Source organism: Bradyrhizobium sp. Kon58, assembly GCF_055807455.1.
Map to the genome: position 1 here is coordinate 120,320 of NZ_JBVVOT010000007.1, position 25,855 is coordinate 146,174.

17 protein-coding genes and 2 pseudogenes are annotated in these 25,855 nt (G+C 64.8%); 3 read left to right on the top strand and 16 right to left on the bottom strand.

From position 1 onward, the window contains the following. Positions 1-18: 18 nt before the first annotated feature. The 14 genes and pseudogenes from bamA to AC0L20_RS15070 all read right to left on the bottom strand — a co-directional run bounded on the left by bamA (position 19) and on the right by AC0L20_RS15070 (position 19,407). On the bottom strand, positions 19-2,553 hold the full coding sequence (gene bamA, locus AC0L20_RS15005) for an outer membrane protein assembly factor BamA (RefSeq protein WP_473289252.1): 2,535 nt from the start codon (positions 2,551-2,553) through the stop codon (positions 19-21). A 187-nt stretch (positions 2,554-2,740) separates the two neighbouring features. After that, the gene (gene rseP, locus AC0L20_RS15010) at positions 2,741-3,892 is read right to left on the bottom strand and encodes an RIP metalloprotease RseP (RefSeq protein ID WP_473289254.1); all 1,152 of its coding nucleotides are present in this window, start codon (positions 3,890-3,892) and stop codon (positions 2,741-2,743) included. A gap of 44 nt (positions 3,893-3,936) precedes the next feature. Then, positions 3,937-5,160, bottom strand: coding sequence for a 1-deoxy-D-xylulose-5-phosphate reductoisomerase (gene dxr, locus AC0L20_RS15015; protein WP_473289257.1), 1,224 nt, complete (start codon positions 5,158-5,160; stop codon positions 3,937-3,939). Between the two features lie 4 nt (positions 5,161-5,164). Continuing rightward, on the bottom strand, positions 5,165-5,950 hold the full coding sequence (locus AC0L20_RS15020) for a phosphatidate cytidylyltransferase (RefSeq protein ID WP_473289532.1): 786 nt from the start codon (positions 5,948-5,950) through the stop codon (positions 5,165-5,167). Between the two features lie 53 nt (positions 5,951-6,003). Continuing rightward, positions 6,004-6,762, bottom strand: a complete 759-nt coding sequence (locus AC0L20_RS15025; protein WP_027518195.1) for an isoprenyl transferase — start codon at positions 6,760-6,762, stop codon at positions 6,004-6,006. Between the two features lie 93 nt (positions 6,763-6,855). Beyond that, complete coding sequence (gene frr / locus AC0L20_RS15030) at positions 6,856-7,419, bottom strand: ribosome recycling factor (RefSeq protein ID WP_027518196.1); 564 nt, start codon at positions 7,417-7,419, stop codon at positions 6,856-6,858. 67 nt (positions 7,420-7,486) lie between these two features. Further along, entirely contained in the window at positions 7,487-8,203 is a 717-nt protein-coding gene (gene pyrH, locus AC0L20_RS15035; protein ID WP_018455040.1) for a UMP kinase, read from the bottom strand. 60 nt (positions 8,204-8,263) lie between these two features. Next, positions 8,264-9,187 carry a translation elongation factor Ts gene (gene tsf, locus AC0L20_RS15040; protein ID WP_106944997.1) on the bottom strand — a complete coding sequence of 308 codons (924 nt, stop codon included), beginning with the start codon at positions 9,185-9,187 and terminating at the stop codon, positions 8,264-8,266. Between the two features lie 131 nt (positions 9,188-9,318). Next, complete coding sequence (locus AC0L20_RS15045) at positions 9,319-10,311, bottom strand: 30S ribosomal protein S2 (RefSeq protein WP_007610895.1); 993 nt, start codon at positions 10,309-10,311, stop codon at positions 9,319-9,321. Between the two features lie 221 nt (positions 10,312-10,532). After that, the gene (locus AC0L20_RS15050) at positions 10,533-13,031 is read right to left on the bottom strand and encodes a caspase family protein (protein ID WP_473289260.1); all 2,499 of its coding nucleotides are present in this window, start codon (positions 13,029-13,031) and stop codon (positions 10,533-10,535) included. 210 nt (positions 13,032-13,241) lie between these two features. Then, positions 13,242-13,985 (bottom strand): annotated as a pseudogene (locus tag AC0L20_RS15055) (carbonic anhydrase). A gap of 44 nt (positions 13,986-14,029) precedes the next feature. Next, positions 14,030-14,479, bottom strand: a complete 450-nt coding sequence (locus AC0L20_RS15060) for a hypothetical protein (protein ID WP_473289262.1) — start codon at positions 14,477-14,479, stop codon at positions 14,030-14,032. A gap of 249 nt (positions 14,480-14,728) precedes the next feature. Beyond that, positions 14,729-18,232, bottom strand: coding sequence for a DNA polymerase III subunit alpha (dnaE, locus tag AC0L20_RS15065; RefSeq protein ID WP_473289534.1), 3,504 nt, complete (start codon positions 18,230-18,232; stop codon positions 14,729-14,731). Positions 18,233-18,687: 455 nt separating this feature from the next. Then, on the bottom strand, positions 18,688-19,407 hold the full coding sequence (locus AC0L20_RS15070) for an outer membrane protein (RefSeq protein ID WP_473289264.1): 720 nt from the start codon (positions 19,405-19,407) through the stop codon (positions 18,688-18,690). Between the two features lie 252 nt (positions 19,408-19,659). Between AC0L20_RS15070 and AC0L20_RS15075 the strand changes: the two genes are divergently transcribed. The 3 genes and pseudogenes from AC0L20_RS15075 to AC0L20_RS15085 all read left to right on the top strand — a co-directional run bounded on the left by AC0L20_RS15075 (position 19,660) and on the right by AC0L20_RS15085 (position 21,709). Next, the gene (locus tag AC0L20_RS15075; protein WP_473289266.1) at positions 19,660-19,980 is read left to right on the top strand and encodes a DUF3551 domain-containing protein; all 321 of its coding nucleotides are present in this window, start codon (positions 19,660-19,662) and stop codon (positions 19,978-19,980) included. A gap of 1 nt (position 19,981) precedes the next feature. Then, positions 19,982-20,229: pseudogene (locus AC0L20_RS15080) on the top strand (DUF3551 domain-containing protein). 145 nt (positions 20,230-20,374) lie between these two features. Beyond that, entirely contained in the window at positions 20,375-21,709 is a 1,335-nt protein-coding gene (locus AC0L20_RS15085) for an MFS transporter (RefSeq protein ID WP_473289268.1), read from the top strand. Between the two features lie 10 nt (positions 21,710-21,719). On the opposite strand, the gene map is transcribed toward AC0L20_RS15085, so the two are convergent. Together map and AC0L20_RS15095 are read right to left on the bottom strand one after the other, a co-directional pair. Further along, positions 21,720-22,469, bottom strand: a complete 750-nt coding sequence (gene map, locus AC0L20_RS15090; RefSeq protein ID WP_456764129.1) for a type I methionyl aminopeptidase — start codon at positions 22,467-22,469, stop codon at positions 21,720-21,722. A 78-nt stretch (positions 22,470-22,547) separates the two neighbouring features. Continuing rightward, positions 22,548-25,697 (bottom strand): GAF domain-containing protein, encoded by a 3,150-nt coding sequence (locus AC0L20_RS15095; RefSeq protein WP_473289536.1) that lies wholly within the window; start codon positions 25,695-25,697, stop codon positions 22,548-22,550. Positions 25,698-25,855 lie beyond the last annotated feature (158 nt).

Below are 25,855 nucleotides of genomic sequence, written 5' to 3' on the forward strand. Positions count from 1 at the left end.
CGTGCCGTGCTGTTCGAATTAGAACGAGGTGCCGCCGCCGAACCGGAACTCCTGCGTACGGTCGTTCTTGCCCTTGGTCAGCGGCACGGCGTAGTCGAAGCGCAGTGGACCGAACGGCGAGGCCCAGATCAAGCCGACACCGACCGACGACCGGACGGCATTGCCGTTGTCATACACCAAGCCGGTGCAGGTTCCAGCCGAGGCTGGATTGACGGTCGACGGCGTGCAGCTCGAATTCTTGGTCGTGGTCATTTCGTTGGTCACAGACCATGTCGTCGGGCCCTGATAGTCGAACAGACCGCCGGCGTCGGCGTAGACGGCGCCCTTCAGACCCACTTCCTTCGGCAGGAACCAGAACGGCATCTGCAATTCGAGCGAAGCACCCCAATATTTGGTGCCGCCAAGCGCGTCCTGCGTACCGAAGGGGTTCAAATCGCGCGGGCCGATGCCGTTCGGGGCAAAGCCGCGGACCAGATTCGGGCCCATCTGGAAGTGGTCGAGCATGCGCAGATCGCTGCCCATCTTGTTCAGCATGCCGCCCTGCAACCGGACCAGGCCGACGATGTCCGAGACGAGCGGAGTGTAGTACTTCGCATCGACAACCGACTTCAGGTAAGAGACGTCGCCGCCGACACCGGCGAAGTCCTGCCGGAAATCGACCAGGAGACCGTCGGTGGGGTTCTTGTTGTTGTCCAGCGTATTGTAGGTCAGCGTGTAGCCGAGCGCCGAGGTCAACGTCTTGCCGTTCGCAAGCTCCTTGCGGACCGGCAGCGAGGCCTCGCCGTCGCTGTAGCAGCCGAGGCCGTTGGTCGAGGCATCCAGAGGAATACCGCTCGCCGCCGAGAAAGCCGGGCTTGGATTGAATGCCGCCGACCCAACTACGTTGTTACAGTTCGCCAGGTACGACGGCAGCGTGATTTCCTGCCTGTAGATCGAGTAGCGCACCTGCAGCGACAGATCTTCACGCAGGGAGAAGCCGAGGCGCGGCGAGAAGCCGAGCGTCTTGGTGCCGTAGGAGATGTAGCTGTTGGACCTCTGCTCGCGCTGATAGAGGTCGAGACCCAGCGCGACCCGGTAGTCGAGCAGATAGGGCTCGACGAAGGACAGCGAGTAGCCGCGGGCATACTGACCGTATGTCACCGCCGCCTTGGCGAACAGGCCGCGGCCGAGCAAATTGCGTTCCGAGACCGAGACTTCGGCCAGCGCGCCGTCGGTGGTGGAGTAACCACCCGAGACCGAGAAGTCGCCGGTCGATTTCTCTTCCATGTCCACGAGCAGGATCACGCGGTCGCTCGACGAGCCGGGCTCCGTCGTGATCTTCACGCTCTTGAAATAGTCGAGGTTCTTCAAGCGGCGCTCGGCACGGTCGACCAGCGCGCGGTTGTAGGCATCGCCCTCGGAGACGTCGAACTCGCGACGGATCACGTAGTCGCGCGTGCGGGTGTTGCCGCGCAGGTTGATGCGCTCGATATAGGTGCGCGGACCCTCGTCGATGTTGAACACGACCGACACGGTGTGCGCCTCGAAGTTGCGGTCGCCGCCGGGACGGACCACGGCGAAGGCATAACCGCGCCGCGAGGCTTCGATCTGCATCTCCTCGACCGATTTCTCGACCGATTCGACGTTGTAGAGCGAACCGACATTGACGCGCGAATAGTTGCGCATCGAGGTGGCATCGAAGTTCGGAATGCTGGAGCGGAAGTCGATCGAGCCGACCCGGTATTGCGAGCCTTCCTCGATCTTGAAGGTGACGTTGAAGCCCTTCTTCTCCGGATCGTATTCGGTGAGCGCGGCGACGACCTGGACGTCGGCGAAACCGTTCTTGAGATAGAAGCGGCGGATCAGGTCGCGGTCGGCCTCGACCCGATCGGGATCGTAGATGTCGCTGCTGGCGAGGAAGCTCAGCAGGTTCGATTCGTGCGTCTTGATGACGTCGCGCAGGCGGTACGACGAGTACGCGTTGTTGCCGACGAACTCGATCGACTTGACGCCGGTCTTGGCGCCCTCCTCGACCGTGAAGATGAGATCGACGCGGTTGTTCGGCTGCTCGATCACTTCAGGCGTGACGCGGACGTCGTAGCGGCCGGAACGGCGATAGATTTCGGCGATTCGCAGCGTGTCGGACTGCACCATGGCGCGGGAGAAGGTGCCGCGCGCCTTGGACTGGACTTCACCGGTGAGCTGCTCGTCCTTGATCTTCTTGTTGCCCTCGAAGGCAATGCGGCCGATCACCGGGTTTTCCACCACGGAGACGACGATCTGGCCACCGGCACCGCGGTTGATCCTGACGTCCTGGAACAGGCCGGTCTCGATCAGCGCCTTGAGGCCGTCGTCGATGGCACCCTGATCCAAGCGACCGCCGGGACCCGGCTTGAAGTAGGAGCGGATCGTCTCCACCTCGACCCGGCGATTTCCTTCAACGGAAATCGACTGCACGGTCTGAGCAAGCGCAGACGAAGATACAAAGGCAGCCCCAACCGGGGCAAGCACCGGCGCGCCGAACATGATCAGGGTTGCGAGCAAGCCCCCCCGGAGTCGCAGTCCAAACTTCATTGCGCAACGCTGCCTTATCATTCCGTACCAGACCCAACCCCAACGCCGGTCTGGAGATTCCCCAAGTTCAAGCCGCTTGTAGACAATTTCACCGACGCCGCAAACGGCCGAGCGCGCCGCAATTTCATTTTCATTCCAAGACGTTGCCCAAGAGCAACGCCCGGGCAACGCCACAAAAAAGCCCCTATCAGGATGCGGCCATCCGCAGGATGTCGTTATAGGTCGCAAACACCATCAACATCAGCACCAAGCCCAGCCCGATTCGGAACCCCATCTCCTGAGTCCGCTCGGACAGGGGCCGACCACGGGCAACCTCCGCCGCATAGAACATAAGGTGACCGCCATCGAGCAGCGGGATCGGGAACAGATTCAGCAGGCCGATCGACACCGAGAGCACCGCGCAGAGGTTGATCACGAACTGGAACCCGGCGCTGGCCGCCTGCCCCGACATCTTGGCAATGCCAAGTACGCCGCTGACCTCGTTCGGATTGCCGTTCCCGACGAACAAAGAACCCAGGAACTTGAAGGTGCTGGTGATGATGAACCAGACCTGCTCCACACCGATCTTGAGCGCTTCGCCGACGCCGACCGGCGACGTCGAGGCTTCACCGGCCTGGGACTTGTGTTCGACGCCGAGCACGCCGAGGCGGTGGCTGTTGCCAAAGGGATCCTTGCGCTCGAGCAGCGCCGGCGTCGCGGTCAGCGATACGATGGCGCCGTCGCGCTTGACCTGGAAAGCAAGCGGCGAACCGGCATTCATCGCAACCATGCGCTGCATGTCGGCAAAGCTTTCGATCGGCTTGCCGTCGATCTGGACGACGACGTCGCCGATCTTGAAGCCGGCTGCCGCCGCAGCGCCGTCGGCGACCACACCGTCGACGCGCGCGATCGTGCTCGGCTTGCCGTAATACAGCGCCATGCCGGCGAAGATCAGCGCGCCCAAGATGAAATTGGCGATCGGTCCGGCGGCAACGATGGCGGCGCGCGGGCCGACCTTCTTGTGATGGAAGCTGCCGGCGCGCTCCTCGGCCGTCATGGCCGCAAGCTTCTCGGATGACGGGGTCGAAGCCTCGCTCTCGTCGCCGAAGAACTTGACGTAGCCGCCGAGCGGGATCGCCGAGATCTTCCAGCGGGTGCCATGGCGATCGTTGAAGCCGACCAGCTCAGGTCCGAAACCGAGCGAAAAAGTTAACACGCGAACGCCAGCCCAGCGCGCGACCAGAAAATGGCCGAGCTCATGGAAGAACACGACGATGGTCAGGACGAACAGGAAGGGAACCGCGTAGCCGAGGAGCCCATGGCTCAACGTATTGAAACTATGGACGAAAAGGTCGATCATCGAATTCCCTCATCCAGCGCCGCAAGGCCCTGGCCCCGAACCATCTAGGATGCCTTTAAGGCAATTTGAGGCAATAGGGCGGCAGCCCTATTTCGCGCAACATGGTCAACAGCGATTGCATCGTCCGCTGACGTCAGCGGGGCCTGGTTCCCGCCACGAATCCAGTCGTCCAGCGTCGCCTCCACCAGCCGGGCAATCGCGCCAAACCGGATCTTGCCCGCGATGAAGGCGGCGACCGCAACCTCGTTGGCGGCGTTGTAGACGGTGGTCGCCCCCTTCCCGGTCCGGAGCGAATCGAAGGCCAGGCGCAGCCCGGGGAAGCGCTCGAAATCCGGCGCCTCGAAGGTCAATTGGCCGATCTTGGCCAGATCGAGCTTGGCGGCCGGACCCTTGATGCGGTCGGGCCAGCCGAGGCAATGCGCGATCGGCGTGCGCATGTCGGGTGAGCCGAGCTGGGCCATGACTGAGCGGTCGGAGAACTCGACCATGCCGTGGATGATCGACTGCGGATGAACGAGGACGTCGATCTCGTCGGGCGAGAGCGCGAACAGATAGGAGGCCTCGATCACCTCGAGCCCCTTGTTCATCATCGAGGCGGAATCGATCGTGATTTTCTGGCCCATGCTCCAGTTCGGATGCTTCAGGGCTTGCGCGAGTGTCGCCTGCTCGATGTCGGCAGGCTTCCAGGTCCGGAACGGACCGCCGGAGGCCGTGATGATGACACGGACGAGCTCGTCGCGATTGCCCGAGGCGAGCGCCTGGAACAGCGCGTTATGCTCGGAATCCGCGGGCAGGATACAGGCGCCCGCTTTCGCCGCGCGCTGCATGAAGAAATCGCCGGCGCAGACGAGACATTCCTTGTTGGCGAGCGCGACATGCGCGCCGCGATCGACCGCCGCCAGTGCCGGCTTCAGCCCGGCCGCGCCACTCACGGCGGCCATCACCCAATCGGCCGGACGCGCGCCGGCCTCGATCACCGCGCTTTCGCCGGCGCCGCATTCGGTGCCGGTGCCCGCGAGCGCGGCCTTGAGTTCGGCAAATTTGGAGGTGTCGGCGATCGCGACGTAGCGCGCGGAAAACTCCTTGGCGAGCTTTGCCAGCGCCTCGACATTGCTGTTCGCCGTCAGCGCCTCGACACGGTAGCGCTCGGGAGAGGCGCGCAGCAGATCCATCGTGCTGTCGCCGATCGAGCCGGTGGCGCCGAGAACCGTGACGCTGCGGACGGTCGACGCCGCAGCCTTGTTGTTACGCAATGGAACCGCGCTCATATCTTCACCAAACCATAAGACCGCTTCCGGCGCTATGCACACCATGGCGGAGGAAGCCGATAATCCATGCCACCAGGATGGCAGCGACAAAACCGTCCAGACGGTCCAATAGCCCGCCGTGGCCGGGAATTAAGTGACTGGAATCCTTGACATCGAAGCGCCGCTTGACCGCGGATTCGAACAGATCGCCGCAGGCCGACACGACCGACAGGACCGCGGCGACGAGCAGCAATGGAACTATCTTTCCAAGCCCGCAAGCGGCAAAGCCGACCGCGACCAAAAGGCTCGCGGCAAAGCCGCCGAACGCCCCTGACCAGGTCTTCTTCGGGCTGACGCGCGGCCACAGCTTCGGTCCGCCGATGCCGCGGCCGGCGAAATAGCCACCGATATCGGTCGCCCACACCACGAGCAGCACGAACATCAGCGCGGCGAAGCCGTTCACGAGATCCTTCCGCAGCAGGATCGAGGCCAGTAGCGCCGCCGACGCATAGGCGAATCCGGACGCAGCCCAGACGAACTTGCCCCGCGCGATCACCGTCACGATCGCGCCGCCAATCAGGCCGGTGATGATTGCGGTCTTCAGCGCGCCGAAGGCAACGCACAAGCCCATCGTGGCAATGACGATCGTCCCCGCCCCGGTCAGCGCGGTCGAGCCTGCGCCCACCACCATCAGCCATTCCGCGAACAGTCCGATCGATACCAGGGTGACGAGCAGCGCCCACATCCAGCCGCCGGCATAAGCGAGCGCAATGGCGAGCGGCGCCAGCACCAGCGCTGCGAGGATTCGCATCACGAGATTGCTCGGGGCAGGCTGAGAGCCGGCCGGCGCGGGATCGGGGTCGCTCACGAGGCGGTTTTCGCGACCAGGCCGCCGAAACGGCGCTCGCGCCTGGCGAATTCGGCGATTGCGCCTTCCAGCGCCGCCTTGTCGAAATCGGGCCAGTGGATCGGCACGAAGACAAGCTCGCTATAGGCGGCCTGCCACATCAGGAAGTTGGACAGGCGCTGCTCGCCACTGGTGCGGATGATGAGATCGGGATCGGGAATGTCGGGTGCGTCGAGATGCGCCCCCAGGGTCTCGGCATCGATCGTGTCGGGATTGCGCCGGCCCTCGGCGACTTCGCGCGCGAGCTTCTGCGCCGCCTTCGCGATCTCCTGCCGGGAGCCGTAATTGAAGGCGACGACGAGCGTGAGGCGCGTGTTATCGCGCGTCAGTTCCTCCGCCTCGTTGAGAAGTGCGCAGATGTCGCCCTCCAGCCCGTCCCGCTCGCCGATGATGCGTACCTTGACGCCGTCGCGATGCAGGCTTGCCAGATCATTGCGGATGAAGCGGCGCAACAGGCCGAACAGATCGCCGATCTCGCTCGCCGGGCGCGACCAGTTTTCCGAGCTGAAGGAGAAGATGGTGAGATAGCGGATGCCAAGCTCATGCGACGCGCGAACCACGCGGCGCAGGGCCTCGACGCCGCGACGATGGCCCTCCGCCCGTGGCAAGCCGCGCGCGGCCGCCCAACGTCCGTTGCCATCCATGATGATGGCGACATGCGCAGGCGCATCGGACCGATCGGGTCCTTCCGTTGCGGGCGCGGCGGCGTTGGACATGAGGCTGCCTTAAAGCATGATCCGGAAGAGTGCGAAGCGGCTTTCCGAAAAGATCATGCGCGAACAATAACCTAAAGCGCGATCCAGCGCGCTTTAAACGGTGAGGATTTCTTTTTCCTTGGCGGCCAGCAACTGGTCGATCTCGGAGATCGTGCCGTCGGTCGCCTTCTGCACGTCGTCGGCGTGGCGCTTCTGATCGTCCTCGGACATCTCGTGATTCTTCTCGAGCTTCTTGAGGACGTCGAGACCGTCGCGGCGGACATGGCGCGCGGCGACCTTGGCGGCTTCCGCGTATTTGTGCGCGACCTTGACGAGCTCCTTGCGACGCTCCTCATTGAGCTCGGGGATGCGCAGGCGCAGCACCTGGCCTTCGGTCGCCGGCGACAGGCCGAGATTGGAATCGACGATCGCCTTCTCCACCGCCTTGACCATCGACTTGTCCCAGACCTGCACCGAGATCAGGCGCGGCTCCGGCACGCTGACGGTGGCGAGCTGGTTCAGCGGCATGTGGCTGCCATAGGCGTCGACCTGCACCGGATCGAGCATCGAGGCTGAGGCGCGACCGGTACGCAGGCCGCCAAGTTCGTGCTTGAGCGACTGGATCGCGCCCTGCATGCGGCGTTTGACTTCGTTGAGATCGAAATTATCCGTGGCCATCACGTTTCTCCTTCAAAATCCCGGCGACCTCTCCGCACCCTTCCCTCGAGGGCGCAACGACAAGCCGTCAGCCGGCGACAATGGTTCCGTGGCCGCCGCCACGCAGTACAGCGCCGATCGAACCCGGCTCCGCGATCGAGAACACAATGATAGGCAGCGACGTCTCGCGGGCAAGCGCGAAGGCGGTCGCATCCATCACCTTGTAGCCACCCTCGATCGCCTGCGAATGGGTCAGACGGTCGAATCGCGTCGCCGTCGGGTCTTTCTTCGGGTCGGCCGAGTAGACACCGTCGACATTGGTCGCCTTCAGCACCGCCTGGGCGCCGATCTCGGCTGCGCGCAGCACCGCGGTCGTGTCGGTGGTGAAGAACGGATTACCGGTTCCGCCGCCGAGCAGCACGATCCGACCCTCGGCGAGGTATTTGTGTGCCGCGGTGCGGGTGAACAGCTCGGAAATCTCGGGCATGACGAAGGCCGACAGCGTGCGCGCAGGCGTGCCCTTGCGCTCGATCGTGGCTTCGAGCGCGAGACAGTTCATCATCGTAGCGAGCATGCCCATGGTATCGCCGGTCGGGCGCGACACCCCGCGCGAGGAGACCTCGACGCCGCGAAAGAGGTTGCCGCCGCCGATCACGACGGCGACTTCGGTGCCGAGATGGCGGGCTGCGATCAGATCGTCGGCGACCCGGTCGATGGTCGGCTGATCAATGCCAAAACCCTGCGGTCCCGCGAGATATTCGCCGGACAGCTTGATCACGACGCGACGATAGACCGGATCAGTCATGAGCACTTTCCTTGTCCGGGCGCCGCTTCCGGCGGCACGCCGGAAGGAACGTTCCGGCGCTTACTTCTTGCCGCTGGCGGCCGCGACCTCGGCCGCGAAGTCGCTTTCCTGCTTCTCGATTCCCTCACCGAGAGCATAGCGCACAAAGCCCGCGATCTTCACCGCGCCGCCGACCTTGCCTTCGGCTTCCTTCACCGCCTGCGCCACCGACTTGCCGGTGTCGTGGATGAAGGCCTGCTCGAGCAGGCAGACTTCCTTGTAATAGGTCTTCAGGCCGGACTCGACGATCTTCTCGATCACGTTCTCGGGCTTGCCCTGCTGGCGATATTTGTCGGCGAGCACGTCCTTCTCGCGCTTGACGACCGCCGGATCGAGACCGGACGGATCGAGCGCCAGCGGGTTGGCGGCCGCGACATGCATCGCGATCTGGCGGCCAAGCGTTGCGAGCTCGTCCGCTTTGCCCGGCGATTCCAGCGCCACGATCACGCCCATCTTGCCGGCGCCCTCGACGACGGCGCCGTGGACGTAGCTCGACACCACGCCCTGGCTGACTTCGAGCGAAGCTGCGCGGCGCAGCGTCATGTTCTCGCCGATGGTGGCGATCGCGTCATTGATCGCAGTTTCGATCGTGACGTCGCCGACCTTGGCGGCCTTGATCTTCTCGACATCGGCGCCGACGTTGAATGCGACCTGGGCGATCATCTTGACGAGGCCCTGAAACTGGCCGTTGCGCGCGACGAAATCGGTCTCGGAATTGACCTCGACCACGACGCCCTTGTTGCCCTTGATGAGCGCACCGATCAGACCCTCGGCGGCGACGCGGCCCGACTTCTTGGCGGCCTTCGACAGGCCCTTCTTGCGCAGCCAATCCTGCGCTGCTTCCATGTTGCCGTCGTTTTCGGTCAGCGCGGCCTTGCAGTCCATCATGCCTGCGCCGGTCGACTCGCGCAGGTCCTTGACCATCGCAGCTGTGATCGTTGCCATCGTTCAAAATCCTTTTTGCCTGCCGGTTTGCCGCGGCGCGGCCAGATCGCCTCGCCGCGGTCCATCTCAGGAATTCGCGTCAACTGAAATGGTGGCCGGAGCTTGTCCGGCCAACCCATCGCTCTTTTTGACTATTCCGCTTCCGCGGTCAGCGCCTTGGCCTTGGCCACCCAGGCGTCCGCGCGGCTCGGCAGGCCGACTTCTTCGCCGATCTTGTGCGCGGTGTCGTGATCGAGCTCGGCCAGCTGCCAGAAGTGGAAGATGCCGAGGTCGTTGAACTTCTTCTCGATCGCGCCCGACACGCCCGGGAGCTTCTTGAGGTCGTCGGAGGTTCCGCGCGGACCGGCGAGGCCCTGGAAGCCGCTCGTGGCGGCGGGCAGCTCTTCTGCGACCGGCCGAACCGAAGCGCCGACGTCGATGCCGGAATCGCCCTGGGCGCGCGAAATACCGTCAATCGCTGCGCGCGCGATCAGATCGCAATAGAGCGCGATGGCGCGGCCGGCGTCGTCATTGCCCGGCACCACATAGGTGATGCCCTTCGGATCCGAATTGGTGTCGACGATGGCGGCGACCGGGATGTTGAGCCGCTGGGCTTCCTGGATCGCGATGTCTTCCTTGTTGGTGTCGATCACGAAGATCAGGTCGGGCAGACCGCCCATGTCCTTGATGCCGCCGAGCGAGCGGTCAAGCTTGTCGCGCTCGCGCTGAAGCGTCAGGCGCTCCTTCTTGGTGTAGGAGGAGGCATCGCCGCCGGCGAGCACGTCGTCGAGATGACGCAGGCGCTTGATCGAGCCCGAGATCGTCTTCCAGTTGGTCAGCGTGCCGCCGAGCCAGCGCGAATTGACGAAGTACTGAGCGCAGCGCTTGGCTGCGTCGGCAACGCCGTCCTGCGCCTGGCGCTTGGTGCCGACGAACAGGATGCGGCCGCCCTTGGCGACGGTGTCGCTGACCGCCTGCAAGGCGTTGTGCAGCAACGGCACGGTCTGCGCGAGGTCGACGATGTGGATGTTGTTGCGAGCGCCGAAAATGAACGGCGCCATTTTCGGATTCCAGCGGTGAGACTGGTGACCAAAGTGCACGCCGGCTTCGAGGAGCTGACGCATAGTGAAATCGGGTAGTGCCATCGTTCTAATTCTCCGGTTGGTTCCTCCGGAAGCGTGTGAGCAGGACAGAGCGTTGTCGCCCCGGCTGCCACCGGACGGCCTTGTGAGCCATGCTTCCGTGTGAGATGGCGCGGTGTATAGCGCGATTTCGGCCAGAAGCAAGGAAATAAGGGCCTTTCGGGGCGGCTTTCGCCCGCGAGAGGCCCTCTTCCGTAAAGACCACGCTGCGGCCTAGCCCCTGCCTAGCATCTGGGCTGGTTCGGCGGGCACTTCTTTGCCGCCGGCGGCGGAGCCGGAGGACGCGGTGGGGGTGCTGCCGGGCGCGGCGGCGGCGGTGGCGCGACGGCCATCCGGGGCGGCGGAGGTGGCGCCGGCCGGGCGACCGGCGGCGGCGGCGCGGGTCGCGCCATTGGCGGCGGCGCCGGCCGAGCGACCGCGACGGGCGGAGCCGCCCGTGGCGGTGGCGGCGGCGCAATACGCGGCGGAGGCGGAGGCGCCGGCCGGGCCACGGCCTGAGGCCGCGGTGGTGGTGCCGAGGGCCGGGCAGCCTGGGCGGGAGCAGCGGTCGGCTGATGCTGCGGCCGGATCGGCTCCCGCGCCGCCGAGGGCGGCGGCGTAACCGGTCGTCCAACCGGGCCAGGAGGCGGAGGCGTGCGGGCAGCCGGCGGCGAACCAGCTGGCTCGCGGGTCGCGGACTTGCCATGGTCCCCAGGCCCGGTCCCGGGCGGGCCCTGGGCCACCGGCGGCTTCGGCAGTTGGCCGGGGACAGCGGCCGGGTTTGTCGCCGTGGGCGCAGTCGCCGACGCGCCGGTCGGCGCACCGGGATGGGCTGGCGGCGTGGTGCCGGGAGCAGCAGTCGTCGGCGCTCCCGCAGGCCCTCCCGAATGGTTCGGCAGCGGCGCGCCGGGTGCAGTGGCTGTGGGCAGCCCGGGTCTGCCGCCCGGCAGAGGGCCGGCTCCCGCTGGCGGTACGGGCGGACCGCCATGGGTGCCGGGAACCGGCAGCGTGTTGGCTTGGGGCAACTTGGCCGGTGGCGTGGCAAGTGGACTGGCAGGTGGAGCGGCGGGTGGCGTCCCGGTCGGCGCGGCATTGGCGGGCGTCGCCGGGGGCGTTCCTGGCCTCGCCGTCGGCTGCATCGTCGCGCTCGGCGGCATCGGCGCCTTGCCTTGCTGAATCAGGGCGGCGCGCTGCACGACCGCCTGCGGCATGGCTGGACTGGCCGGATTGGTGCGCCCGGCCATGGTCGGCGTGAGATTGCCCGCTCCGGCACCGGCACCCGTCGGCGGTGCCGGCGGCTGGTTGATCACCGTGTTGATGACCGTCCTATTATGGATGTTCTGATAGATGATGTTGTTCGGCGGCGGTGCAACATAGATTGGCGGCCTGACGAACACAGGAATCGGCACGAACATCGGCTGCGGCAGCACGAACAGGCCGATCACCGGCATCGGCGGCGACAGCACGACGAAATCCGGCGGCGGCGGCGGCAGATAATAGACCGGCGGCGGCGGTGGCGGCGCGAAGCCAAAATCCGGATCGCTGAAATACAGCACCGGACGATCGACATAGACCACCTCCTCTGGCGGCGGTGGCGGCACGTCGTAGTCGATCATCGCGAAGCTCGGCGGCGGCTCGGCCGGCGCGGTGAGAATCGCCAGGCGCCGGCGCGCATCTGCCGCATGCGGACCGCGCGAATAGCGACGCAGATACGACCAATAGGCTTCCGGCGTGTCGGTGCGATAGGTTCGCCGCCAGGTGATGGCCTCACGGCGCGCCGCGACGATCGCCATCACGCGCTTCGACAGCGGGTCGCCGGGATAGGCGGTGAGAAACTCTTCGTAGGCCGGCAGCGTGTCGCGCGTGAGCGCGGCGGCATAGGCATCCTGCACGCCGAGATCGCGGATCGGCTTGTTGCGTATCGCGGCGACCTGGTCGGGTGCGGCCTCCGGCGGCGGCGCGTCGGGCCCGCGCTCGAAGAACGAGAATTGAGCGGAAATCTTCTGCTCGTTCCAGGGCACTTGCGCGCCCTTGCTGGCCTCGTTGACGCGCAGGCGAACGCGGTCGAACACCTCGGGCAGCGGCAGGCCGCCGGTGCGGATCATCTCCGCCAGCGACTGCGCATAGATGCCGTAAGGTCCGGGCTCCTCGGGCGCCACCGTGCCGGGCGCGGCATTGAACGCGATCAGCATGTTGGCGTCGGGCTCGACCAGCGCAAGTCCGCTCGCGATCTGCTGGCCGCCCTCCACAAAGGGCTGCGCCCGCGCAGCGTCGAGCACGATGATGTTGGCCTTGAGCGGAACGGAAGCCAGCTGACGGAGATAGTCGCCGATGCGCAGGCCTTCGGTCGGAATGTCGGTGTCGCGGGCGATGTTGGAATCGACCGGGATGAAGTAGTTCTCACCCGCAAGCTGCACGCCATAGCCGGCGAGATAGACCATCGCGACGGTGCCCGGGCCTGAGGCCTGCGCCTTCTGGATGAAATCGCGAAAGCTCTTGCGCAGCGTGTCGCCGTCGAGATCGCGGGCGCCGACGACGTCGAAGCCCGCCGCCTGCAGCGTCTGCGCGATCAGGCCGGCATCGTTTGCCGTCGTCGCCAGCGGCGACTTGGCATAGGCGCCGTTGCCGACCACGAGCGCGATACGCTTTTCCTGCTGCTGCGCACGCGCCGGATCCGGCGCGCCCGCGGCAAGGACCGCGATCGGCAGGAGGAGGCAAATGAAGGCTCTGAGCGTCCCACGCATGGCTTGCTTGCCCGTTTTTGTTGTTGAGGTGCCGCCACGCATCAGACGCGTGGTCAGCTGAATGGCACTTGAACGAAAGGCTTCCAATTGAACGAAAGGCTTCCAAATAGCGAAGGCTTGCATTGAGGCGGCGGCATGGCGCCCGGCACCAACGCCAGGGCGCCTGCGTCAGCCTCGCGACAACGAACCGGCGCGAGCCGGTCCGCCTCGTCAGATCTGCGCGATCAGGTCGACCGTTCCCGTCGTGAGCCGATAGATGCCGCCGACGACCTTCAGCTTGCCCTGCTCCACGGCCGCATTGAGGATCGGCGCTGCCGACTTCAGCTTCGCGACGTTGTCGATGACGTTCTGCCGGATCGCCTTGTCGAGGACGTCCCCACCACCCTGCTGCATTGCAGCCTTGGCGGCCGGCGCGATCGCATCGACCAGCGAGGGAATATGGCCCGGCGGCGGCTTGTTGTCCTTGATCGCCTTCAGCGTCGCATCGACCGCACCGCAAGCGTCATGGCCGAGCACGAGGATCAGCGGCGTATTCAGCACAGCCACCGCGTATTACATGCTGGCGACGGTTTCGGTGCCGGCGAAATTTCCTGCGACGCGGCAAACGAACAGATCGCCGCGGCCGGTATCGAAGGCATATTCCGGGGCGATGCGCGAATCGGCACAGCTCAGCACGGCCGCGAACGGATTCTGTCCGCCGACCAGCGCCTCGCGCTCGTGCTTGAAATCGTGCCGCCGCGACACGCCGTCGACATAGCGCGCATTGCCTTCCGTCAGGCGCTTCAATGATGCGTCGGGCGACAGCACGTTCTGCGGCTTGGGCGGCGTTTTCGTCTCCTTGGCGAAGGCCCTGCCGGTCAGGGCGAGGCCGAGCGCGGAGGCGCCCAACAACATCGCGGACCGCCGCGACGGCGCGATCCTCTCATGTGGGGATTCATTGCACTTGTCGCACATGTCACGTCCCTCCCCGGCGCGGTGTACCAACGGCCTCACGGCGATCATAGCCGCAACGCTGTGACGACACCACAAATGACGGTGCGGGCGGGACCGAATTCGCGCGGGGCTATTGCGCCAACCGAAGCTCTGCGATCGTCGTCCGGGCGGCCCGGTTCATCCAAAGGCAGGAAATCCAGCGGCCCCTGGTTTTTATAGCCGGACGTCATCGCAAGCGTGAGCCCCCAGCCCAGCAGCCCAGTGCTCGCATTCGCGATCATGGCGCTCTTGCGCTCACTGAAGCGCGCTACGAAGAACACGGTCTGGCCGGACTGAGCCGAGAAGTCCACGCGCGTGACGCCGAGCGCCGCTTCCTCTGCTACGAACTGGTGCTGGCCTGCCGGGCGATCGACATAGACATATGTCCCGGTCTTCAGGCCCTTGATCGGCGTACCGTCGAGGGAAAATTCCCAGTCCGGATCGCCGATGCCGCCGAAGCCCTTCTCGCGAAACACGACGACGCGAGCCTGCCCGGCTTTCGGCGGACCTAGTTTTCGCACCGTCTCCGAATATCCGAGCCCGCTCCTCGCCGTCTCACAGCCGCACAGCAGTGCCGCAGCCACGAGCAATACCAGCCCACGCAATAGCATCACGCCCCCAGATTTTCCCCGAGTGCATGCTAATCAAAATCAGCGACAGGTTGCAACAGGGCCGCAGCATCACCCGCGCAAAACATGCAGCCGCCTGCAACACGGTGCGTGTTGCTAGAGCTGCTGCACGTCCACCACGCCGGCGACCGCCTTGATGGCGCCGGCGATCTGCGGCGAGACCTTGAAGCGCCCGGGCAGCTTCATCTCGACCTCGGTCTCGAGATCGAGCATCATGACCAGCGAGACCTCGCCGTCGCCGTTGGAGCGGGGCGCGATGCCCGGACTGCCGACCTTCGGCGCGGCGCCGTTCGAAGCGGCCATGTCGGGGCCGGCGAGACGCTTGGCGATCGATTCCAGCGGCTTGGTGTCGCGCACGAAGATGCGCAGGCCCTTCTGCGTCTTGGCCGCGGCCTCGTCCAGCGGCTCGGCGTGGAGCACGCGCGCGCGGACGTCCTCGCCCTGGAGCTCGGCGCCGAGCTGGAGCAGCACCGCGGCGCCCGGTTCCAGCACGTCTCGATATTGCGCAAGGCCTTCGGAGAACAGCACCGCCTCGAAGTGACCCGTGGGATCAGAGAGCCCCATGATGCCCATCTTGTTGCCGGTCTTGGTGCGCCGCTCCATGCGCGACACCACAGTGGCCGCGACCTTGCCTGCCGTGGCGCCGGTCTTCACCGCGCGCGAGAACTCGGCCCAGGACTGCACGCGCAGCCGCTTCAGCACGGTGGCGTAATCGTCGAGCGGATGTCCCGACAGGAAGAAGCCGATCGCATCATATTCACGGCGCAGCCGCTCGGCCGGCAACCAGGGCTCGATCTGCGGCAGCATGATGGTCGGCGCGTCGGCCGAGCTGCCGAACATGTCGTTCTGGCCGATGGTTGCAGCTTCGTTCGCCCGCTGGCACGCGGCGAGAATCGAGTCGGCGCCGGCGAAGACCCGCGCCCGGTTCGGCTCTAGCGTGTCGAAGGCGCCCGCGGCGGCCAGGCTTTCGATGATGCGCTTGTTGATCGCGCGCGGCGACACCCGCGCGGCAAAGTCGGCGAGCGAGGTGAACAAGCCGTTTTTGGTCCGCTCCGCGATGATCTGCTCGACCGCCGCGATGCCGACGCCCTTCAGCGCCGCGAGCGCGTAGTAGATGGTCTTGTCGCCGACCTCGAAAGTCGCGCCGGAACGGTTGACGTTGGGCGGCTCGACCTTGATGCCGAGGCGCTGCGCCTCGGCGCGGAATTCGGAGAGCTTGTCGGTATTGTTGAGATCGAGCGTCATCGACGCCGCGATGAACTCCACCGGGTAATGCGCCTTCATGTAGGCGGTGTGGTAGGACACCAGCGCATAGGCCGCCGCGTGGCTCTTGTTGAAGCCGTAGTCGGCGAATTTCGCCAGCAGCTCGAAGATGGTGTCGGCCTGCCCCTTTGGCACGCCGTTCTTCACCGCACCGGCGACGAAGATCTCGCGCTGCTTCTCCATCTCGGCGCGGATCTTCTTGCCCATGGCGCGGCGCAGCAGGTCGGCGTCGCCGAGCGAATAGCCCGACATCACCTGCGCGATCTGCATCACCTGTTCCTGGTAGATGATGACGCCGAAGGTCTCCTTGAGAATCGGCTCCAGCACGGGGTGGAGATATTCCGGCTCCTCGTCGCCGTGCTTGCGCGCGCAATAGGTCGGGATGTTCGCCATCGGGCCCGGTCGATAGAGCGCGACCAGCGCGATGATGTCCTCGAAACGGTCGGGGCGCATGTCGACCAGCGCGCGCCGCATGCCCTGGCTTTCAACCTGGAACACGCCGACCACCTCGCCGCGCGCCAGCATCTGGTAGCTTTCGGCATCGTCGATCGGCAGCGTCGCGAGATCGACATGGATATTGCGCGGCTTGAGCAGTTTGCACGCGACGTCGAGCACGGTCAGCGTCTTCAGGCCGAGGAAGTCGAATTTCACGAGGCCGGCCGGCTCGACCCATTTCATGTTGAACTGGGTCACCGGCATATCGGATTTGGGATCGCGATACATCGGCACGAGTTCGCTCAGCGGGCGGTCGCCGATCACGATGCCGGCCGCATGCGTCGAGGCGTGGCGGGTCAGGCCTTCGAGGCGCTGGGCGATGTCGAAGGCGCGCGCCACCACCGGGTCCTCGTCGCGGAATGCCTGGAGCTTCGGCTCGCTCTCGATCGCCGCCGCAAGCGTCACCGGCGCGGCCGGATTCTGCGGCACGAGTTTTGTGAGCTTGTCGACCTGGCCATAGGGCATCTGCAGCACGCGGCCGACGTCGCGGAGCACGCCGCGGGCCTGCAGCGTACCGAAGGTGATGATCTGCGCGACCTGGTCGCGGCCGTAGCGCTCCTGGACGTACCTGATCACCTCGCCGCGGCGGTCCTGGCAGAAGTCGATGTCGAAGTCCGGCATCGAGACGCGTTCCGGATTGAGGAAGCGCTCGAACAGCAGGCCGAACTTGATCGGGTCGAGGTCGGTGATGGTCAGCGCCCACGCAACCAGCGAGCCTGCGCCGGAGCCGCGGCCCGGCCCGACCGGAATGCCCTGCCCCTTTGCCCATTTGATGAAGTCGGAGACGATCAGGAAGTAGCCCGCGTATTTCATGCGCATGATGACGTCGAGCTCGAACGCAAGCCGCGCGTTGTAATCTTCTTCCGTCGTGCCTTGCGACAGCCCGTGCACGCGCAGGCGGTTGGCGAGCCCCTCCTCTGCCTGCCGCTTCAATTCGGCCGCCTCGACGGAGGCGGCATCGGAGCTTGCGGCAGCGCCGACCGTGAAGAACGGCAGGATCGGCTTGCGCGTCATCGGCCGGAACGAGCAGCGCTCGGCGATTTCGACGGTCGAGGCCAGCGCCTCCGGAATGTCGGCGAACAGCACCGCCATCTCGGCGCGGGTCTTGAAGCGATGATCGGGCGTGAGCTGCTCGCGCTCGGTCTCCGCGATCAGCCGGCCGCCGGCGATGCAGAGCAGCGCGTCATGGGCTTCGTAATCGTCGCTCGCGGCGAAATACGGCTCGTTGGTCGCGACCAGCGGCAGGCCCTTGGTGTAGGCGATGTCGATCAGGCTGCTTTCGACCCGCCGCTCCTTCTCGATGTTGTGGCGCTGCAATTCGATGTAGAGGCGGTCCCCGAACAGGCTGGCCAGACGCTCGCAGCGCGCCGCCGCGAGCTCGCTATAACCGCCGGCAAGCGCCAGCGAGATCGGCCCGTCCGGACCGCCCGTCAGCGCGATCAGGCCTTCGGTCTCGCCTTCGAGCCAGTCGAACTTGATGTGGGGAGCATGAGTGTCGGGCGTCTCCAGGAACGCGCGCGAGTTCAGCCGCATCAGGCTGCGATAGCCGCGCTCCTGCGCGGCCAGCAGCACCACACGCGAGGGCAGAAGCGCGTTGCGGGCAGTGGGATCCTGATCGCCGAATTCGATCGCGAGTTCGCAGCCCACGATCGGCTGGATGCCGGAGCCCGCCATCTTGTCGGAGAACTCCAGCGCACCGAACATGTTGTCGGTGTCGGTCAGCGCCAGCGCCGGCTGATGGTCTTTCTTGGCTAGCTCGGCGAGCTTGGCGATCTTGATCGAGCCCTTGAGCAGCGAATAGGCCGAGTGAACGTGAAGGTGGACAAATCCGGCGCTCGGCATGGTCGCGTGACGGCCTCTTGCAGATGAGATGGAGCGGTCGCCGGCACCGGAGGCATCCTGCACTCGCCTAGCCGACTCGCCTCACAATGGTGGGGCGCCACGCTGCCAGAGTCCACGCCGGAGCGGCCGATCAGCCGCGTCGTCCTCCTTTTCCCCAACCTGGGCCCGCACCTAGAGCTGCGGGAGCACCTGGGCCCAGATCGCGATCATCCCGACAAACAGCGCGATCGACGCCAACGCGGCGGCTTCTTCGACGAAAATCCTGAACATGGCTTGCTCCATGGCGAGAACGTATGAAGAACATTGTTCTCATTTCGTTCTCAGGAGTCAAGCCATCTTCGCCACCTCGAAACCGAATGGTTAACCCGCTGAACTTGAACAACAAAAAAGCCCCGGCCGATGGCCGGGGCTTTCGCCGACCGCTCGAAGTCGAGCGATCGATATTAGGCTTCTGCTCAGTAACGGCCGAGGCTCGGGCCGCCGAACTTGTAGTTCAGGCGGACGAGACCCATGTCGACGTCCTGCTTGATGCTGTCGGTCTTCAGGCCCGCGAAGGTGATGTCCTTGTCGGACAGGAAGATGTGGTTGTATTCCACGCCCACCGACCAGTTCGGCGCAAAGCCGAACTCGAGGCCGGCGCCGACCGTGCCACCCCAGCGGGTGTCGCTGTTCGACGCGAGCAGACCGCCGGTCGCCGTGCTGAAGACTTCGTTCTTGACGCCGACGACGGCCGCGCCGCCCTTGGCGTAAACGAGCACGTTGTTCCAGGCGTAACCAACCTGACCGGTGATCAGACCGAACGAATCGATCTTGGTGCGGTTGCGCTGAGCGAGCAGCGCGCTGACGTTGTCACCGGTGAAGTCGGCCCAGTTGCCCTGGCCTTCCACGCCGAACACCCACTGGCCCGACTGCATGCGATAGCCGATCTGACCACCAACCGTGCCGCCAGTCGCATCGTGCGAACCCTCGCGGCCAACGGCAGCGAGATCCCAGGTCGCATGCGACGACGCGCCGCCGCCGTTGATACCGATGTAGAAGCCGCTCCAGTCGTAGATCGCGGCAACCATCGCCGGCGCCTTGGTGTAAGGCCGCGCAGCGAGGTCAGCAGCCACCGCCGGTGCAGCCGCGCCGAGCGCGACAAGGCTCACAGCAGCAAGCAACAGATTCTTGTTCATTTGATTCCCGTTCCAGTTTCGTCGTTAGGCCCCCGGGCCGTGGCGTCGTCATAACAGCGCTCGACGGAATTGCTGTAACCTCGACGCCACAGTCCGCGCCAAAGGATCGCGCTTCATTAATGAAGATTTACCAGCGCGTACGGGAAACCCTTTGAAACAAGTGTTTTCATGAGTTCCATCGTCGGCTACACGACATCTGCAGCACGTGCGCGTGACAACGTCGCGCGCACGTTCGCGTGATTGGAGAATTGAATGCGCAGACGAATTCCTCACCCTATTGTCGCCATATTTTCGCTTGCCCTCGCCACATTTGGGTTCACCCTCAGTGCAAGCGTGCCTGCGCACGCGTTCGGGACCCACCATGCCTTCTGCCTGACCGGCGATGAATGGCCGGGGCTGAGCAATTGCACGTTCGATACTTACGCGCAGTGCCAGGCGAGTTCATCGGGCCGCGCCCTCACCTGCATCGCGAACCCGTATTTCGCAGGCCAGAGCGACGATCCCTATGCATATCAGAACAGGCCGCGCGCGCCGGTGCCGGGTTATTCACCCGGTTACTACGTGCCGCGTTGAGATGCGTCGCGCTCGTCTCGCGCTGTTCGCGATCGGCCTGCTCCTCGCGGGCGCGCCTGCGCACGCGCAGACCTACGATCCGAGCTATCCGGTCTGCATGCAGATCTACGGTCCCGTCGGCTATTTCGATTGCCGCTACGCTCGCTCGAGCAGTGCAGATTTTTGGCCGTCGGTCGGTCGGCGACGTGCGTGGCCAACCCGTATTTTGCGCAGAAGAAACCCCCTCGCCGCCCGCGGCGGGTCAACTAAATCGGGACGCTGATATGCGGCCTGCCTTGCGTTGAGCTTCCAGTGTTGACGCCGACCGATCCGGGTTTAAGTACGACGGAGAAATCTTGCAGGGGTGGCGACGTTCGCTGGGCTGGTTCCCGTTAACGCCACCATTGCAGGACATATGACGACATCGAAGCAAGCGACATCGCAGCAAGCGACCTCGCCCCGCGCGACCGCGGCATCCACGCCCCCTCATCTCGCCATCGTCCTGTTCTCGCTCGCGATGGGCGGCTTTGCGATCGGAACCACCGAATTCGCATCGATGAGCCTGTTGCCGTTTTTCGCCGCCGACCTCGGGGTCGACGAGCCGACCGCGGGACACGCGATCAGCGTCTACGCGCTCGGCGTCGTGCTGGGCGCGCCGCTGATCGCCGTGCTCGGCGCACGGTTGGCGCGGCGCGCGCAGCTATTGATCTTGATGGCCGTGTTCGCGCTCGGCAATGCCCTCACTGCGCTGGCGCCGGGCTTTGGCTCGATGATCGCGGCGCGTTTTCTCTCGGGATTGCCGCATGGCGCCTATTTCGGCATCGCCGCGCTGGTCGCAGCCTCGCTGGTCCCTCAACATCGTCGCTCGCAGGCGATCGGCCAGGTGATGCTGGGCCTGACCGGCGCCACCATCGTCGGTGTGCCCCTGGCCAATCTGATTGGGCAGGCGATCGGCTGGCGCGCGAGCTTCGGCCTCGTGTCGGTGCTGGCGTTGCTCACGGTGCTGCTGTGCGCCTTGTTCGCGCCGCGCGACAAGGCTGGCCGGTCCGATCCGCTGCGAGAGCTCGGCGCGCTGCGAAGCGGCCGCGTCTGGATCACGCTGGCAATCGGCGCCATCGGCTTCGGCGGCATGTTCGCCGTCTACACTTATCTCGCGACGACGCTGATCGAGGTGACCAAGGTCAGCCCCGCGCTCATACCAGTTTTTCTGGCCGTGTTTGGCATCGGCGCGACGCTCGGCAATCTGTTCGTGCCGCGCTTTGCCGACCGCGCGCTGATGCCGACGGCGGGAGGCATCCTGCTGTTCTCAGCGGTCGCCCTCTCAGTGTTTCCGCTCGCCGCCGGCAATCCCTGGGCGCTGGCGGCAGACGTCTTCGCCATCGGCGCCGGCGTCTCGCTCGGAGCCATCCTCCAGACGCGGCTGATGGACGTCGCCGGCGACGCGCAGGCGCTCGCCGCCGCACTCAACCATTCGGCGTTCAACACCGCCAATGCGCTCGGCCCGTTCCTCGGCGGCATCGCCATTCGCGAGGGGCTGGGCTGGACCTCCACGGGCCCCGTTGGCGCCGCGCTGGCGGTTCTGGGTTTCCTGATCTGGATCGTCGCCTATCGCGACGCCAGATCTGTTCCGGTCGATATCAGCTCAGGAAGCAAGACCGCCCCATCGGAGAATCCTCCGGCGAGACGTGCACCGCCGCTGGCGCCGGATGATCGAAGCCGTTCGGATGCTGCCCGAGATCCGGTGGCTTGAGGACGCCTCCTTAACCAGCCATCGTGACGATCAACGGTCCGCTTCGGGTTGCGATCACGGTGTGCTCGTATTGAACGGTGGGCGCCTCGGGGCTGCTGTAGAGCGTCCACGGATCGTCGCCATCCTGTGCCCATTCGGCGCCAAGGGACAGGAACGGCTCGACGGTGAACACCAGGCCTTCGCTCATGACGCGGCGTTCGGAGCGGTCGGGCCATGTTGCGATCTCCGTCGGCTCCTCGTGGAGCGACAGGCCGACGCCGTGGCTGGCAAGGTTCCTGACCAGGCTGTAACCGTTCTTCCGCGCAAAAGTCCCGATGGCCTGACCGATACCGGCAATCGGTTTGCCGGCTCCAACCTGCTGCAGGCCGGTCCACATCGCGCGCCGGCCATCTCTGCAAAGACGTTCGACCGCTCGGGTTGCGGGCGGAACGGCGAACGACGCTCCCGTATCCGCAAAGAAGCCGTTCTTCTCGGCTGACACGTCGATGTTCACGAGGTCCCCACGCGCGATCCGCCGATCGCCCGGGATGCCATGAGCGATCTCCTCGTTCACGCTGATGCAGGTCGCGCCCGGAAAATCGTAGGCCAGCTCCGGAGCCGAACGTGCGCCGGCAGCCTCCAGCAGGGTTCGCCCGATCCGGTCGAGTTCGGAGGTGGTCATGCCCGGCTCGAGCGCCTTCCCCATTGCCTCCAAGATATTGGCGACGATGCGCCCGATCTCTTTCAGGCGCGCGAGGTCCTCGTCATCCGAGATTGTCATGTCATGCTCTTCCGAAAGCCGGGACATAGCTCTTGTTACGGCGGCTTGCAAACGGAAGAGATCGTTTCCAAGCCGCGTTCAGATCTCATCGAGCAAGCTGCGGACCTTGGCAGCCAGGTCTTCTATAGCGAAGGGTTTCGGAAGCAGATGCCTGCCGGCATCGAGCACGCCATTGTGAACGATTGCGTTACGCGTGTAGCCGGTGGTGAACAGCACTTTCAGCGCCGGGTATCGTTTCGAGAGCTCGGCCGCAAGCTCCGCGCCGGTCATGTCGGGCATGACGACATCCGTGAACAGCAGATCTGGAATGAAGCCATTTTCGATTGTCCTGATCGCCTCTTTGGCACTGGCTGCCTCGATGACGGTGTAGCCAAGTTCGCGCAGGCTTTCGGACGACATGCTGCGGACTCGCTCGTCATCTTCCACGACGAGAATGGTTTCGTTCTGATGGTTTGCACCGGCGGACATCTCTTCCTGCGACAGATCTGAGCCCGTCTCCTCGCCGGCAAACCGTGGAAGGTGGATCTTCACGGTCGTGCCAACGTCGACTTCCGAGTCAATTTTGACATGGCCGCCCGACTGCCGCACGAAACCATAGACTTGGCTAAGGCCGAGGCCGGTGCCCTTGCCCACGACCTTGGTCGTGAAAAACGGATCGAACACCTTGCCGAGCACATCGGCCGGAATTCCCGTGCCGTTGTCCGTCACGGCCACGAGAACGTACTGCCCGGGTGCGAGTGCGTACTCGCGAGCATATTTTCGGTCGATCGAAGCGTTGCTGGTTTCTATCGTCAGCCTGCCGCCCTTTGGCATGGCATCGCGCGCATTGACCGCGAGATTGATCATGGCGCTTTCAAGCTGGGCCGGGTCTGCCTTGACCCGCCAAAGGCCATCCGCCAGCACCGTTTCGAGGCGGATCAGCTCGCCAAGTGACCGCTCGAGCAGCTCGCTCATCCCGCCGACCATCTTGTTGATGTCCACGACCTCAGGCGCGAGCGGCTGTTGGCGCGAGAATGCGAGCAGTCGCTGCGTCAACGTAGCGGCGCGATTTGCACCGTCGATGGCGCCCTCGATGAAGCGGTCTATGCTGACCTCTCCCCTGCCGAGCCGCCGCTTGGCAAGATTCAGGCTGCCGAGAATTACGGCCAGCATATTGTTGAAGTCGTGGGCAATACCGCCGGTCAATTGCCCGACGGCTTCCATCTTCTGGGATTGCCGCAATTGCTCTTCGGCTTTCATGCGCTCGGCAATTTCGTCGGCAACACGTTGCTCCAATCCGGCATTGAGCGCCTCGAGCCGGGTCAAGAGCTGGGCGTTGTCGATAGCGGTGGCGGCATGGCCCGCAATACCAAGCAAGGCGGCCTCATGCTCTGCCTGGAATTTACCCGTCTCGGCGTGACCGAAGAAAAGTCCGCCGAGGACTTCGCCGGTTCGCGAGGTCACGGGGACCGCCAGGTAGGATCGGACCGGAAGATGACCCTCCGGCATGCCTTTCCGTGGCGCGTTTTTGCCGTAGCGCGGGTCCTGCAGGATGTCGTCGGACCTCATCGCACCCGTGCCCTTGAACGTCGGCTCGAACACGGCGGTGTTGCGTGGCATCGGGAATTTCTCGAAAGCGGACCGCGGCACACCGGACAGCGAATACAGCATGTAGCTGCCGCCATCCGGCGCAACGACATTGTAGAAGAAGGCCCCGAACTGAGCGCCAGTCAGCTCGACGCCGGCATCCGTGACGATCTGGACGATCTTCTCGAGATCGCGCTCGCGAGACACCGAGGCCCCGGTATCATTCAGTAGTCTGAGATGACGCTCGGTTTTCTTTTGCGCGGTGATATCCAGAACCGTTCCGATGAACCGAACAGCCTGGCCGTTGACGAAGATGGCTTGACCGGTCGCGGCGATCCAGCGCTCGACCCCATCCTCGATGCCGATGGTTCGGTATTCCATATTGTAGCTTGTCGGCGCGTGCGGCGTCAGGGCTGCGGACACGGCCTCGTGGGCGCGCTGCCTGTCCTCGGGATGAAGGCCCTTCAGGAACGACCCTTCATAGCTGACTTCGGCATCGGCCGGTAAACCGAACACCTCCCTGCAGCGGCTATCCCATCGAAGGACGTTGTTGACCGGGTCGTAGTCCCAGGTGCCGATACCGGCCGCCTTGTTGGCAAGCGTCAGGCGTTCGGCGGACTCCCGCGCCGCCTGTTCCGATCGGACGCGCTCGATGTGGGCCCACGATCGCTCGGTCACTTCGGTGAGCAAGGCGAGTTCGCGCGGCGTCCACTGGTGCGGGCCGCGGTGATGAATCGCCATCAGGGCGGTCAGTCGCCCTTCTTTCACCAAGGGCATGCAGATCGTCGAACCGATCCCGATGTTCTGGAAAGTGGCGGCTTCGTCCGGCGCAATCTCCCTTAAATTGTCATTGATGATGAGCGGCCTGCCCGCGCCCAACTCTCGCACCGCCTTCTTGCCGAAGTCGGCCAGACTGTAGTGCCCGATGATATGCATTGCGCCGGGCGCGGCCCAATCGCCGCGTATCGTGAAGCCGTCCTGATCCGGGTCCATGTCGGCATAGGCGCAGTTCGAGACGCCGAGATGCTCGCCGACCATTTTGGTCGTGACCGCCATCACGCCGTCCGCATCGCGAGTCCTGGCCGTCTCCTTGTTGAGTGCGTCCAGGAAAAGCAGACGGGCTTCGTTCTCCCGCACGGCCGTCTCCGCACGACGACGCTCGACGGCCGTGCGCGTCCGCTCGGCAACATCGCGGATGAGCTCCAGCTCTTCGGGGCTCCATTCGCGCGGCCCGGCATTGTTCAAATACAGCAGCGCCACGACCCCGTCGGGCTCCGAGATCGGCATGTTGACGAGCGAGCGCGCAGAGATCGCCTTGAGCGCCTCGGCACGATCGCCGACACGAGGATCTTTTTCGGCATCGGCACAGATGACGGTCTCGCCCCGCTTGAGATCTTCGATGTAGCTGCCATAGTCGCGGAAGCGCAGTACGCCTGCGAGGCTCAAGATGCCCGGTGCGTTCCAGTCGCGGACAATGGTGATGGTCTCGGCTGAGGTGTCGACCGTGCCGTAGCCCGCCCTGCTGACGTTCAGGCTGCGGCCAAGCAGCTCTGCCGCAGCATAGGCGAGATCGTCGGGATTGCTGATCTCCCGGATGTAGTCGCCCAGTGTGGCTAAGACGGAATTGCGATCGGCCGAGCGGACCCCGGTCGCTGTCGTCATTGGTCTTCCCCTGCCACTTTCCTGGCTCCACGATGAGCCAGCTGTTTGATCGTCCCGCTGCTGTTCGCTTCGACCGCAGGTAGCCCGCCTGAACTTCGAGTGATGCAGACGGTCGCGCAAATTGTCTGCGCAATAACCGCATGATGGCATTTAGGTTC